This is a genomic window from Dechloromonas denitrificans, from assembly GCF_020510665.1.
Taxonomy (GTDB): Bacteria; Pseudomonadota; Gammaproteobacteria; order Burkholderiales; family Rhodocyclaceae; genus Azonexus; species Azonexus denitrificans_B.
Map to the genome: position 1 here is coordinate 2,857,624 of NZ_CP075187.1, position 13,160 is coordinate 2,870,783.

General features: G+C 58.7%; 15 protein-coding genes. 6 read left to right on the forward strand and 9 right to left on the reverse strand.

Annotated features, from left to right (window positions below; translation table 11 throughout):
* Window positions 1-3 precede the first annotated feature (3 nt).
* The 7 genes from phoB to KI614_RS13560 form a co-directional block, all read right to left on the reverse strand.
* Window positions 4-690 (reverse strand): phosphate regulon transcriptional regulator PhoB, encoded by a 687-nt coding sequence (gene phoB, locus KI614_RS13530; RefSeq protein ID WP_203467561.1) that lies wholly within the window; start codon window positions 688-690, stop codon window positions 4-6.
* Window positions 687-1,379, reverse strand: coding sequence for a phosphate signaling complex protein PhoU (phoU, locus tag KI614_RS13535; RefSeq protein WP_226406192.1), 693 nt, complete (start codon window positions 1,377-1,379; stop codon window positions 687-689). The genes phoB and phoU overlap by 4 nt, the downstream gene beginning before the upstream one ends.
* 13 nt (window positions 1,380-1,392) lie before the next feature.
* Window positions 1,393-2,172 carry a phosphate ABC transporter ATP-binding protein PstB gene (gene pstB, locus KI614_RS13540; RefSeq protein ID WP_226409357.1) on the reverse strand — a complete coding sequence of 260 codons (780 nt, stop codon included), beginning with the start codon at window positions 2,170-2,172 and terminating at the stop codon, window positions 1,393-1,395.
* An 82-nt stretch (window positions 2,173-2,254) separates the two neighbouring features.
* Window positions 2,255-3,178, reverse strand: a complete 924-nt coding sequence (gene pstA, locus KI614_RS13545; protein WP_226406193.1) for a phosphate ABC transporter permease PstA — start codon at window positions 3,176-3,178, stop codon at window positions 2,255-2,257.
* On the reverse strand, window positions 3,178-4,113 hold the full coding sequence (gene pstC / locus KI614_RS13550) for a phosphate ABC transporter permease subunit PstC (RefSeq protein ID WP_226406194.1): 936 nt from the start codon (window positions 4,111-4,113) through the stop codon (window positions 3,178-3,180). The genes pstA and pstC overlap by 1 nt, the downstream gene beginning before the upstream one ends.
* Before the next feature lie 97 nt (window positions 4,114-4,210).
* Window positions 4,211-5,212 (reverse strand): PstS family phosphate ABC transporter substrate-binding protein, encoded by a 1,002-nt coding sequence (locus tag KI614_RS13555; RefSeq protein ID WP_226406195.1) that lies wholly within the window; start codon window positions 5,210-5,212, stop codon window positions 4,211-4,213.
* A 180-nt stretch (window positions 5,213-5,392) separates the two neighbouring features.
* The gene (locus KI614_RS13560; protein WP_226406196.1) at window positions 5,393-5,977 is read right to left on the reverse strand and encodes a hypothetical protein; all 585 of its coding nucleotides are present in this window, start codon (window positions 5,975-5,977) and stop codon (window positions 5,393-5,395) included.
* A 108-nt stretch (window positions 5,978-6,085) separates the two neighbouring features.
* On the opposite strand from KI614_RS13560, the gene rpiA reads away from it, so the two are divergent.
* From rpiA to KI614_RS13575, 3 genes are all read left to right on the forward strand, one after another.
* On the forward strand, window positions 6,086-6,754 hold the full coding sequence (gene rpiA / locus KI614_RS13565; protein ID WP_226406197.1) for a ribose-5-phosphate isomerase RpiA: 669 nt from the start codon (window positions 6,086-6,088) through the stop codon (window positions 6,752-6,754).
* Window positions 6,755-6,816: 62 nt separating this feature from the next.
* Window positions 6,817-7,383 carry a hypothetical protein gene (locus KI614_RS13570; protein ID WP_226406198.1) on the forward strand — a complete coding sequence of 189 codons (567 nt, stop codon included), beginning with the start codon at window positions 6,817-6,819 and terminating at the stop codon, window positions 7,381-7,383.
* Window positions 7,384-7,533: 150 nt separating this feature from the next.
* The gene (locus tag KI614_RS13575) at window positions 7,534-8,571 is read left to right on the forward strand and encodes a patatin-like phospholipase family protein (protein ID WP_226406199.1); all 1,038 of its coding nucleotides are present in this window, start codon (window positions 7,534-7,536) and stop codon (window positions 8,569-8,571) included.
* 49 nt (window positions 8,572-8,620) lie between these two features.
* Here KI614_RS13575 and KI614_RS13580 read toward each other — a convergent pair whose 3' ends face one another.
* On the reverse strand, window positions 8,621-10,456 hold the full coding sequence (locus KI614_RS13580) for a GGDEF domain-containing protein (protein ID WP_226406200.1): 1,836 nt from the start codon (window positions 10,454-10,456) through the stop codon (window positions 8,621-8,623).
* Between the two features lie 159 nt (window positions 10,457-10,615).
* Between KI614_RS13580 and KI614_RS13585 the strand changes: the two genes are divergently transcribed.
* The 3 genes from KI614_RS13585 (at window position 10,616) to KI614_RS13595 (ending at window position 12,771) form a co-directional block, all read left to right on the forward strand.
* Window positions 10,616-10,849 (forward strand): hypothetical protein, encoded by a 234-nt coding sequence (locus tag KI614_RS13585; protein WP_203467570.1) that lies wholly within the window; start codon window positions 10,616-10,618, stop codon window positions 10,847-10,849.
* A gap of 195 nt (window positions 10,850-11,044) precedes the next feature.
* Complete coding sequence (locus tag KI614_RS13590) at window positions 11,045-11,215, forward strand: hypothetical protein (RefSeq protein ID WP_203467571.1); 171 nt, start codon at window positions 11,045-11,047, stop codon at window positions 11,213-11,215.
* Window positions 11,216-11,298: 83 nt separating this feature from the next.
* Window positions 11,299-12,771: an IS1182 family transposase gene (locus KI614_RS13595; RefSeq protein WP_226406201.1), complete on the forward strand. Its 1,473-nt coding sequence runs from the start codon at window positions 11,299-11,301 to the stop codon at window positions 12,769-12,771.
* A 114-nt stretch (window positions 12,772-12,885) separates the two neighbouring features.
* On the opposite strand, the gene KI614_RS13600 is transcribed toward KI614_RS13595, so the two are convergent.
* Window positions 12,886-13,158 carry an oxidative damage protection protein gene (locus tag KI614_RS13600; protein WP_203467572.1) on the reverse strand — a complete coding sequence of 91 codons (273 nt, stop codon included), beginning with the start codon at window positions 13,156-13,158 and terminating at the stop codon, window positions 12,886-12,888.
* Window positions 13,159-13,160 lie beyond the last annotated feature (2 nt).

The window sequence follows — 13,160 nt, forward strand, 5'->3', positions numbered from 1 at the left end:
GGCTCAAGCTCCCCGGAAGCGGTAACCGGTACCGCGCACCGTTTCGACCCGCTCATGATGCCCGGAGGATTCAAGCGCGGCACGCAAACGACGAATGTGCACATCGACCGTACGTTCTTCGATGAAAACGTGATCACCCCAGACTTCGTCAAGCAACTGCGCACGGGTATAAACCCGCTCGGCATGTGTCATGAAGAAGAAGAGCAGACGAAACTCCGTCGGACCGAGTTCAATCGGCTGACCACCGGCCAGCACGCGATGCGTTGCCGGATTGAGCGCCAGGTCGCCGACTTCGATCGCCTCGCCGGCCAGATGCGGCGCCCGGCGGCGCAGCACGGCACGCACCCGGGCAACCAGTTCCTTGGGCGAGAACGGCTTGGTCACATAATCGTCGGCACCGGCTTCGAGGCCCTGCACCTTGTCTTCTTCATGGACACGCGCCGTCAGCATGATGATCGGCAACTCGCGGGTTCGCTCATCGGCACGGATTTTCTTGGCCAGCGCCACGCCGGACTGACCGGGCAGCATCCAGTCGAGCACGACCAGATCCGGCAAGGCTGCGCGAATGGCGGACTCGGCCTCTTCGGCGCTACCGGCGCGAACGACGAGAAATCCGGCATGCTTCAGATTGATGACGACAAGTTCCTGAATGGCCGGCTCGTCCTCGACAACCAGAATGGTCGGTGTCACTTGGTGGACTCCTTGCCGGTATGGCGGATGTCACGACCTTCGACGACGAATACGACCTGCTCGGAAATATTCTTGGCGTGATCGCCGATCCGCTCGATGGCGCGGGCAATCGTGATGATGTCGATCGACGTGGTGATGGTGCGCGGATCTTCCATCATGTGGGTAATCAACTGGCGGATGATCGACTTGAATTCGGTATCGACATCGGAGTCGGCCCGGATGACATTGGTCGCCAGCGGCGTATCGAGGCGGGCAAAGGCATCCAGCGCCTGACGCACCATGATCAGCGCCGCTTCCGCCAGGTGACGGATACCGACACCGTATTGCGAAGGCATGTGGCCACCTTCATAAATACGGCGCACGCCCTTGGCGATCTTCTTGGCTTCGTCACCGGCCCGCTCGAGGTCGGTAACGATCTTGCTGATGCCGAGCACCAGACGCAGATCGGAGGCAGCCGGCTGACGCTTGGCAATGATGTGGGCGCAATCGTCATCGATCGCTTTTTCCAGTTCATTGACCTTGCGATCGGTTTCGACAATCGTCTTGACGCTGGCGATTTCACCCGTCGTGTAGGCATCAATCGCGGCAGAAACCTGGGTTTCGACCAAGCCGCCCATTTGCAGCACATGCGTGCGCAGACGGCTCAGATCTTCATCGAACTGGCTGGAAAGGTGTTGGCTTTCGTTCATTGTTGTCTCCTGATTAACCCATGCGACCGGTGATGTAGTCTTCAGTCCGCTTGTCTTGCGGCTTGATGAAGATTTCGTCGGTCTTGCCGAATTCGATCATTTCACCCAGGAACATGTAGGCCGTGTAATCGGAAACACGGGCTGCCTGCTGCATGTTGTGCGTAACGATCAGGATGGTGACGCGCTTTTTCAGCTCATGCACCAGCTCTTCAATGGCTGCCGTGGCAATCGGGTCGAGTGCCGAAGTCGGCTCGTCGAACAGCAGCAATTCCGGCTCGGTGGCCAATGCGCGGGCGATACACAGACGCTGCTGCTGACCACCGGAGAGATTGGACGCCAGATCCTGCAAACGGTCCTTCACTTCATCCCAGATCGCGGCGCCTTTGAGGGCATGCTCGACCTTGTCATCGAGTACGCGCTTGTTGTTCTCGCCACGCACGCGCAGGCCGTAAGCCACATTTTCGTAGATCGATTTAGGAAAGGGATTCGGCTTCTGGAAAACCATGCCGACGCGCATGCGGACTTCGATCGGATCAACTTCCGGCGACAGCAGGTTGGTGTTGTCCGGATAGAAACGGATCTCACCTTCGTAGCGATTGCCCGGATAGAGGTCGTGCATGCGGTTGAAACTGCGCAGGTAGGTCGACTTGCCACAACCGGAAGGACCGATCAGTGCGGTGACCTTCTTGTCGTAGATCGGCATGTTGATGCCCTTGAGCGCCTTGGCCTCGCCATAGTAGAAGTTGAGGTTACGGGCTTCGGCCTTGAGTGCCGGGGTGTCGTGAATCTGCATCTGAGACTCCAGTTCGATATTCATTTTTTTGGTTTTCAGCAGGTCGACCGCGGCAATGCCCCGGTCGACACCTTGTTGGTGGTTACCACTTGATGTTCTTGCGCATCTTGTAGCGCAGGTAGATCGCCACGGCATTCATCGACAGCACCATGGCCATCAGCACGAAACCGGCAGCAGCGGCGTTCACTTCGAAGGCCGGATCGGGGCGCGAGGTCCAGTTGAAGATCTGGATCGGCATCACCGTGAAAGGCGCCAACACCCAATCGAACAGACCGGCAGCCGGTTCGCCCATGAACGGCGCAGGCGGCAGGAAGGCGATGAAGGTCAGCGCACCGATCGTGATAATTGGTGCCGTTTCGCCGATGGCACGAGCCAAGCCGATGATCACACCAGTCAGGATGCCGGGCATGGCATACGGAATGATGTGGTAGCGGCAGGTCTGCCAGCGCGTCGCGCCGACCGCCATCGAGCCTTCGCGGATCATCGCCGGAATGGCGCGGATCGCTTCGCGGGTCGAGACGATGATGATCGGCAGGATGAGTAGCGCCAGCGTCAGACCGGCCGACAGAATGCTCTGGCCGAAACCGAACTGGTACACAAAGATGCCAAGGGCGAGCAGGCCATAGACAATCGACGGCACGGCGGCCAGATTGCTGATGTTGATCTCGATGACATTGGTGATCCAGTTACGCTTGGCGTATTCCTCCAGGTACAGGCCGGCAGCAACACCGAGCGGCACAGCGGCGAGCGCAGTGACCAGCATGACCAGCAGCGAACCAACCCAGGCCGAGAGAATGCCGGCCTGCGTCGCACGCCGTGAGGCGAAGTTAAGGAAGAAGTCGAGCGTGAACCGATCGGCCCCCTTGATCACCATGTCGGCAATCAGCGCAACGATCACCAGCAAGGCCAGGGCCAGACAGAAAATACCGGTCGCCTTGAACAGGCTGTCACGGAACTTGCCGCGCGCAATGACGGCGCGAATTTCTTCAGTAGTCAGCGGTTTCATTAGTAGCTCTCCCGGAATTTGGCACGCAGCCACTGGCCAAGGATGTTGAAGACCAGCGTGATCAGCAGCAGCGTCAGGCCGGCGGCAAAGATGGTCTGGTAACCGATCGAGCCATGCGGCAGATCGCCCAGCGCCACTTGCACGATGTACGAAGTGATGGTCGCGGCCGGCTCCATCGGATTCCAGGTCAGGTTCGGCTGCATGCCGGCGGCAACCGCCAGAATCATCGTTTCACCGACGGCCCGCGAAATGGCCAGAATGTAGGACGCGGCCAGACCGGACATGGCGGCCGGAACGACCACATGGATCGCGGTATAGAGCCGGGTCGAACCCAAGGCATACGCACCTTCGCGCATGCTCATCGGCACGGCGCGCATCGCATCTTCAGAGAGTGACGCAATGTAGGGAACAATCATGATGCCCATCACCAGACCGGCCGACAGCAGGGAGAAGCCCGGCAACTGCGGAAAGATGAACTGCAGGATGGGGGTCACGACGAGCAGGGCAAAGTAACCGAAAACGATGGTCGGGATACCGCCGAGCAATTCGAGAATCGGCTTGGCAACCTCGCGGACTTTGGCATTGGCAAATTCCGAGAGATAGATCGCGATGATCGTCCCCATCGGAATGGCAACCAGCAGCGCGACCAGCGACGAGACAAGGGTGCCGGAGATCAGCACCATGATGCCGAAGTGGGCATCATCAAAAAGCGGCGTCCATTGCGTATCGGTCAGGAAGTCGACGATGCTGACATTGGAAAAAAACTGGATCGATTCGGAGACGAGGACATAAACGATACCGAGGGTCGTCAGGACGGAAATCGCTGCAGCACCAAGCAGCAGCCCCTCGATGAGGCGTTCTTTCCAGTGGCGCACGGCGCTGAAAGCCAGGCGATCACTGGTCCGGGGCAACTCTGAGGCATTGTTTGCAGACATAGCGTTTGAATTCACTTCAAGAATTCCATGATCAGGAAAGCCGGCCCCGAACGGAGCCGGCTTTCAACTACAGGCGAAAAAATCGCCGGGGCGAACATTACATTTTTGCTTCGCGCTTCATCAGCTCTTCGATCGTGATACCGACTTCGTTCTTGCCGCCGAACACAGTACCCATCTTCTTCTTGGCTACATGATCCAGATTGCCAGTGTAAGCAGAAGCCGGCAGCGGAACATACTTCACTTCCTTGGTCAGCTTGGCGGCATTTTTCATGTAGAACTCGACAAACTCCCGAACCTCCGGCTTCTCGAGCGACTTGACCTTGACATAAACAAAGATCGGACGCGACAAAGGTGCGTAAGTACCATTTTCAACGTTGGCCGCAGACGGCTCGACAGCCTTACCGGTCTTCGGATTGACGATTGGCAGTGCCTTCAGCTTGGCCGTATTCTCGGCGTAGTAGGCATAACCGAAATAACCAATGGCATTGACATCGCGCGAAACGCCCTGAACCAGGACATTGTCGTCTTCAGAAGCGGTGTAGTCACCGCGCGAGGATTTGGCTTTACCAACCGTAGCTTCGGTAAAGTATTCGAAGGTACCAGAATCGGCACCAGCACCGAACAACTTGACCGGCGCGTCAGGCCAGGCCGGGTTAACCTGGTTCCACTTCATGATCTTGCCCTGGGCAGCCGGTTCCCACAGGGTCTTCATTTCTTCGACCGTGGCCTGCTTCAGGAAAGTGTTCTTCGGATTGATGACGACGGTCAACGCATCAAAGGCGACCGGCATTTCAATGTACTGAACGCCAGCTTCCTTGCAAGCGGCCATTTCCTTTTCTGTAATCGGACGGGATGCATTGGAAAAGTCAGTCTCATCGCGACAGAATTTCTTGAAGCCGCCACCGGTACCGGAAATACCGACCGTCACCTTGATGGCGTTTTTCTTGGCCTTCTGAAACTCTTCGGCCACAGCTTCGGTAATCGGATAAACCGTCGAAGAGCCATCAATCTTGACGACCTGAGCCTGGGCAGCCTGGGCACCGAACAACGCGACACCGGCGGCAGCCATGAATGAAACAAAGGTGGATTGCTTGAACATTGGGACTCCTGCACATAGTTGGAATAAACAACATTGCTCAGGTTAGTCACCAATTATTACAACCGGATGACAGTTTGTAACAATAAATGCCTGCCGTGCTGCAAGCGCTAAAATCCGGACAAGAAAAACGGGGCCGAAGCCCCGTTGACCGCAGCAAACCGAAGCGGCAAAAATTTCTGGTTACTTGGCCGGACGCCCTGTCTTGATGCGCTCGACCCGCCCCATCACAGCCTTGAGTTCGGCATCATTCAGCGCCACCAGCAGGGCGATACCGGCCCGCAGCAATTCGCTCTTCTTGGCCTCGCCCCCCAGCCCGGCCAGACGTTTCTTGAGCACGGCAATCTGGGCATACTCGGTTTCCGGCATGGCATAACTGTCGCGCACCAGACGCGTCTTTTTGACCTTGGCTGGCTTGCCGGCTTTCTGGACCTTGGCCACTTCCGGCTGACCAACGGTGATCGGCTGCTCGTAACTGATCGCCTGGGCCTTGACCAGCGCCTCGGCCAACACCTTCTGGTGCTTGGCGACCGTTTCATCAACGGCAGAAGGCTTGCGGACCGGCTTCGGACGCGCCTTGGCTGCCGCCGCCGTGGCGCTCGGCATGGCAACTTCTGCTTGCGTGGCCGGCGCGACGACCTCCGGTACAACCGTCTGAGCCGGCTCGATCGGCTCAGCCTTGGGCGCCGGACGCGGGATCAGTTTTTTCGGCGGTTTTGCGGCGGCGACCGGCTTGGCGGCCGGGGTGGTTTTCTTTTGTGTGGTCATGCTGCTCTCCTGAAAAACGGTATAGACAGTTTATAGATTTCGCCGAGACGCAAAGTTAAACTTTTTTGACAGGTTAAAATGCCGGCAAAACTCATCAGGAGCAGCCGCATGACCCAGGACGAACTCAAACAGGCCGTCGCCCAGGCCGCCGCCGACTACGTTGCCGAACACGCGCCGGAAGGCAGCATCATCGGTGTCGGCACCGGCTCGACCGCCAATTTTTTCATCGACGCACTGGCACCGCTCAAAGCGCGCTACAAGGGCGCCGTGGCCAGTTCGGAAGCAACGCGCAAACGCCTTGAAGGCCATGGCATCACGGTGCTCGACCTGAACGACGTTGAGTTCATCCCGGTCTACGTCGATGGCGCCGACGAAATCGATGCCGGTCTGAACATGATCAAGGGCGGCGGCGGCGCCCTGACCCGTGAAAAGATCGTCGCCGCTGTGGCCGGCACTTTCGTCTGCATCTGCGATGGCTCCAAGCTGGTCGACACGATGGGCAAATTTCCGCTGCCGGTCGAGGTCATCCCGATGGCCAAGGCGCACGTTGCGCGGGAATTGGTCAAATTGGGCGGTCGACCGCAGGAACGCGCCGGTTTCGTCACCGATAACGGCAACATCATTCTTGATGTCCACGGTTTGTCGATCACCGACCCGAAAGGGCTGGAAGCGCAGATCAACCAGATCACCGGCGTGGTCACCAACGGCCTGTTTGCGATCCGGCCGGCCAATGTGCTGCTGCTCGGCACGGCCGAAGGCGTCAAGACACTGGCCTGATTCATCGTTCTGTCACATCGGGGCACTAAGCTGGGGGCTCTCGACGCCCTTGGGAGTGCCCCATGTTTTTGACACAACAAGACATCAGCCAGACCCGGGAACACAGCCTGAACAACCTGCTCGGCCTGTCCTCCGCCTGCCTTGAGGCCAGCCAGCACTTCTCCGAACTTTTCGCCGCAGCAGGGCGCGATGCACTGTACGGCAGCAGCAAACACTGGGCCGGTTTCGGCCATGGACAACTGGAGTCGCTGGTTCACTTTCCCGTTGCCCTGTGGCTTGAACAAAGCACGCGCAACAGCAAGCTGCTCAATGCCGCTTACGAGATACTCGGCGCCACCCATAAATCGTTGATCCAGACCGCCGAGTCGCAGGTTCGAACCTTCGACCATCTTGTTTTCGCCAGCCTGAATCGGGCCAGCCGAAGCAGCCCGTGGGAATTTGAAATCGCGCTGCAAGCCATGAAAACAACGCTGAAAAGCGCTGAAACCACCCTCCACGAAATGAGTGCCGCCGCAATCGAAAGCGTCGAACTGGCCAGCCCGGAGGCACATCGGCCCAACGAAGCCATGACCGACACCTTGCCGCCCCCGGAAAAACCGCCTGTCCGCACGCGCAGCCGGACTCGCTAATTTTCCACTGCAGTCATACCGACTCTCTTTGGCCCGGCCCTGCCGGGCTTTTTTTATCGCGCCACCCGCGCAGCAAGCTGATTTGACGCAGGCACGGCCTTATCCCAGACTGCCGATTCAACGCTGCCCAAGCATCAGGAGGGAGAACCGATGAAATCCACCGCCCGGCCACGCCGGATCAACCTTGCCCTGCAAGGCGGTGGCGCCCATGGCGCCTTTACCTGGGGCGTACTCGACTATCTGCTTGAAACCGGAGAACTCGACTTCGAGGGCGTCAGCGGCACCAGTGCGGGCGCCATGAACGCGGCCTGCCTGGCGCAGGGCCTGATGAGCGGCGGCCACGATGGGGCACGCAGCGCCCTGGAGCGCTTCTGGACAGCCGTTGCAGAGAGCGCGCCATTCCAGCCAAGCAGCAGCGGCGAAGCACCGACCATGTCTGCCGCGATGAAAATGATGCTGCAATGGACCGAGCATTTTTCGCCAGAGCAACTGAACCCATTCGATTTGAATCCGCTGCGCGACATCCTCTCCGAACAGATCGACTGTGCCGGACTGCGGCGCTGCAGTCCGATCAAGCTGTTCATCGCCGCCACACACGCCAATTCGGGCAAATTGCGTATTTTCGAAAACCACGAACTCTCGCTCGAAGCCTTGCTTGCCTCGGCTTGCCTGCCGACCATTCACCGGACCATCGTGATTGATGGCGAGCCTTACTGGGACGGCGGCTACAGCGCCAACCCGGCAATTTTCCCGCTCTACTACGATTGCACTGCAGCCGACATCCTGTTGGTTTTACTGACCCCGCTGCACTACGCCGAGACGCCGGACTCAGCCCAGGAGATTCGGCAACGCCTGCGCGAGCTTGCCTTTGGCGCAACCTTCCTGCGCGAAATGCGCATGTTCGCCCACTTGCACGAACGCACCGGCCAATCCCGCCTGCCCGACTGGCTGACAAAATGGCTACCGGCCGGACAATTGACCCAACGCATTCGCCAGGTGCGCTTCCATGCCATCCCGGCGGACGCCTTGATGAACGAACTGCCGGCCGACAGCAAACTGGCGGTCAGCCTGCCGTTTTTCCTGCGCCTGCGCGACAACGGGCGGGAGCATGCCAAGCAATGGCTGAACGAGCATCGGGCCGCCCTGGGCAAACGCGCCACCCTGAGTCTCGGGCAGCTCTTTTACTGACGGCTGAAAACCGGTTTCAGTGGTTTCCGGACCGTCGACCGCAGCACCCTCAGTTCAACATCCGGCCCATCGCCAGGGCTGGCTCGCCCTGACCGGCACGCCGTCGTTCGATGAAGACACTGCCACCGAACGGATCGTCTCCGGCCTTGCTTTTCTTTTTGGCCTGTTTCTTGGCTGCCGAAGCAGCAGCTGCCACCTCGCGGTGCGACTCGCACTCGCCGGCCCCGACACGAACAGCGCCGATCGACAAAGTTGGCAAAGGCTGGAAGCCAATTTCGCCCCGCCGGTTTTCAGCCATATAGCCACCATGCGCCCGTTCTTCGGTCCCCAGCATGGCATCGACGGCCTCGGCGAAGCTGCGGACCAGCGACCAGCAGCGCATTTCCCAGTCGCTGCTCTGGAAGATGACGAAGAAATCGTCGCCCCCGATATGGCCGACAAAATCCTGCGCTTGATCGGCCGTCTCGCAAACCAGCCGGCCCAGCGCCTGGATCACGTCATCGCCGCGGCGATAGCCGAAAGTATCGTTATAGGGTTTGAAATTATCGATATCGATATAGGCCGCGACAAAGCTGCTGCCGGCGGCCAGCATGCGGTCGATGTGCTCATTGATCGGCACATTGCCCGGCAGCTGGGTCAGCGGATTGGCGTAGCGGGCGGCGCTGATCTGCATTTCGGTGATGGTCACCATCAAATCGTGGCTGCTGCCAACCCCCAGGTAATTGCCTTCGCCGGTCACGATGAATCCATCGAACAGGTAATGTTTGGGCGCCAGGGCAATCATCAGGGCCAGCTCCTGGATGGTCGCATGCTGATCAACGACCAGCGGCGCATGATCCATGAACAGGTCGCAACTCTTGCGCCCGAAAAGCTCCTTGCGAAAAGGACGGGCAAAACGATCGATCATGCTGTGCCGATTGATCATGCCCACCGGGTTGGTGCCGTGCACAACCGGCAGGACGTCCAGATCCGGGTCAGCTTCGAAACGCTCGATCACGGTTGCATTGCTGGCGTGCAGCAAGACCGGCTCAATCGGCTTGAGCAAGGTTTTCGCGGTCGGCATCTTGCCGACACCGCCCGCCATCGGCGATAGTGAGACACGCTGATGACCGATGGCAGCCAGCACCTTGCCCGGCATCTGACGCACCGGCGCGCAATCCGGACGCGCAATGAAAAACCCCTGGCCGCAGGCAATCCCCATGTCGCGAATGCAGGTGAAATCCTCCGGGCGCTCAATCCCCTCGGCAATCAGCGAGGCATTGCAGATTTCAGCCAGATCCTGCATCGCCCGGACAAAGTGGTATTTGATCCGGTCATCGGCAATGCCATGGACAAAATGCTTGTCGATCTTGACGTACTCCGGACGCAGCTCCGACCACATGCGCAAATTGGCAAAACCTTCGCCAAGGTCGTCAATTGCGATCTGGAAGCCCCGCCCGCGATAATGCAGCAAGGCCTCCTGGATGCCGGGCATGTCGGTGATTTGCTGGTTTTCGGTCAGTTCGATGACGATGCGGTTGGGCGCGATGCCCAATTCGCTCAACAACTCCCGCGTCTGGCCATTCATCATCTTGTGATCAAGCAGGCAACCCGGCGTGACATTGATGAACAGTCGGCCGGCGAGATTGAGACCGGCAAAGGCGCGCAAACTGGCTTCGCGACAAGCATGCTCCAGCTCCAGTGAGCGACCGGCCCGACGTGCAGCGGCAAACAGCATGTCGGGACGATGCAGCTCGCTCCCTTCCGGGCCGCGGATCAGTGCTTCATAACCGAGAATGCTGCGCATGCGGAAATCGATGATCGGCTGGAATACGGGATAGAGCAGACCGCCAGCCATGACCCGTGCCAACTCGGCGGTATCGTCATCCATCAGAACAATCATCATGTTTCGCTTCAAAATCGATTACAGAATAGCCAGTTTAGGAATCGCCTGTTTCAGACAGATGACAGGCTTATTGCAACAAGCACTGCATTAAGCTGTCATCGCGCGGCAATATTGGCCTATCATGCTGACAGCCACGACCCTTTTTGCGACGAGGTTGCCATGTCGGAAATGCTCTTTTGTTACTGCTGTCGGGTGCATCACCCCAAAGACCAGATGCGCCTCTTCCCCACCAAGCTCGGCAAGCGCTGGCGCTGCATCCGCAGCATCGAGGCTGCCGCTTGCGAACGCCTGGAACGCGATGCCTTCGGCCGTCGCCAGACCGAAATCAACCGTGAAGAAGCACGGCACATGGCGGAGCGCCTGAGCCTGCTGCGGCACGAACAAGTCACCTGAACTGCATGGCCCCACCATGGGCCATAACCATGGATTTTTGCCGGTTGACCGCAGCAACCAGCCGGCAAGCTGCCTTTATCGCGGCGCCCAGCCCCAAGCTCTCCGAACTACGTCCAACACCGCCAGGATTCATTTTTCTGCAACATTGCCCGGCGATAGTGGTGTCCATCACGCCCCAGGACTTCGGAGATCAACATGGAAAGAAATACCCGTAGCGATATTGCCGCCTTTCCCGAACTGTTTGGCGACATGGACCAATTCATTGAGGAAGTTGGTCTGGGCATCCGCCGTACCGGCCTGAAACTGGCAATTGCCGCCATCCCCGGCAGCGCGCTGCTCATCTTTGCGCTAGGCAAGGTTGCCTGAAAACAAAAACCCGCCGAATGGCGGGTTCAGACTGCTGACAAAGCCTCCAAGCGATTGGGGGCTTTATTTTTTATAATGCAGGCATGCTCAAGCCTGTCTACCCCGCCCAAACGGAACTGGAGATGGTGACGTTGGAGCAATTGGTCCCGAAAGACCACTTGCTCCGGCTGCTCGACCAGCACATCCGGTTTGATTTCATTCGTGAAGCGACCCAGCACCTGTATTGCGAGAACAATGGCCGACCAGCGATTGATCCGGTGGTGTTGTTCAAGATGTTGTTCATTGGCTACTTGTTCGGGATTCGCTCCGAGCGACGGCTGGTGAAGGAAATAGAGGTCAATGTGGCTTACCGCTGGTTTCTCGGCTTTCGACTGACGGACAAAGTGCCGGATGCCTCGACGCTGTCGCAGAATCGCCGTCGCCGCTTTGTCGGGACGGACATTGAGCAACGCATCTTTGACGGGATTGTCGAGCAAGCCATTGAGCACAAGCTGATTGGCGGGCGGGTGCTGTACACCGACAGTACCCACCTGAAGGCGAACGCGAACAAGCGGCACTTTGAAGTGCATCAGGTTGAGCAAACCCCTGCGGCCTACCTGGCCGAACTGGATGCAGCCATCGAAACGGACCGAGCCGCCGCGGGCAAGAAGTCGCTCAAGCGTGATGACGATGATTCGACACCGCCGATGAAGGAGGTCAAGGTCAGCACGGTCGATCCCGACGCAGGTTTCATGGCCCGCGACAACAAGCCGACCGGCTTCTTTTATCTGGATCACCGGACTGTCGATGGCGTGCATGCTTTGATCGTCGATACCCATGTCACGCCGGGCAATGTCCATGACAGCCAGCCCTACCTTGCCCGCCTGGATCGGGTCATGGAGCGCTTTGATCTGGCCGTGGGCGCCGTCGGGCTGGATGCCGGGTATTTCACCCCGCAAGTCTGCAAGGGCATTCTCGAGCGGGCACTGTTCGGGGTGATGGGCTACAAGCGACCCACACACCGCGATGGCTATTTCTACAAACGGGACTATCTCTACGATGCGGTCCAGGACTGCTACCGCTGCCCGGCCGGGGAGGTTCTACCGTACCGGACGACCAACCGGCTGGGTTATCGCGAATACGCCTCGAACCCGGCGCAGTGCGCTGACTGTGCCCACAGAGCGCAATGCACGCAGAGCCGGAACCATCAGAAGCTCGTGACCCGGCATCTCTGGGAAGGTTTCAAGGAAGCGATCAACGCCAATCGCCTGAGCGACCTGGGCAAACGGCTGTACGCCCGGCGCAAGGAAATGGTGGAGCGCAGCTTTGCCGATGCCAAGGAGTTGCATGGCCACCGTTACGCCCGCTTCCGCGGCTTGGCCAAGGTGCAAGCGCAGTGCCTGCTCTCGGCGGCCTGTCAGAACATGAAGAAGATGGCCCTGTTGCTGGCCCGCAAGGCGGCAGCCTTATTGGCCAAAATCCTCGCACGAACCCGTTTTGCCGCCCCATTCGCCCGCTATTACCTGCCGATGGCGCTCCACCACGAAAACTCCAGACTCCGCCTTGTTTCGGCCTGAATCCGAAAAACGCCCGAATTCCCAAACAGAAAAACAAACCCCCCGAAAAACCGGGGGTTCGTCAGCAGTCTGAACCCGCCGAATGGCGGGTTTTTATTGGTCGGGCGTCTGGAATCAGGCGGCCGGTGGGACAAAGCCCTGAATCTGATCGGCACCTTCGCCGAAGAAATGCTTTTCGACCTGCTCGGCCAGGTATTTACGGTGACGGGCCTCAACCAGATTGAGACGGTTTTCGTTGATGATCATCGTCTGCAGCTTGATCCACTGTTGCCAGGCTTCCTTCGAAACATGCTCGAAAATGCGCTGACCCAGAGCGCCGGGATACGGCGGGAGATCGAGGCCTTCAGCTTCGCGGCCCAGCTTGATGCAATTGACGGTACGTGCCATTT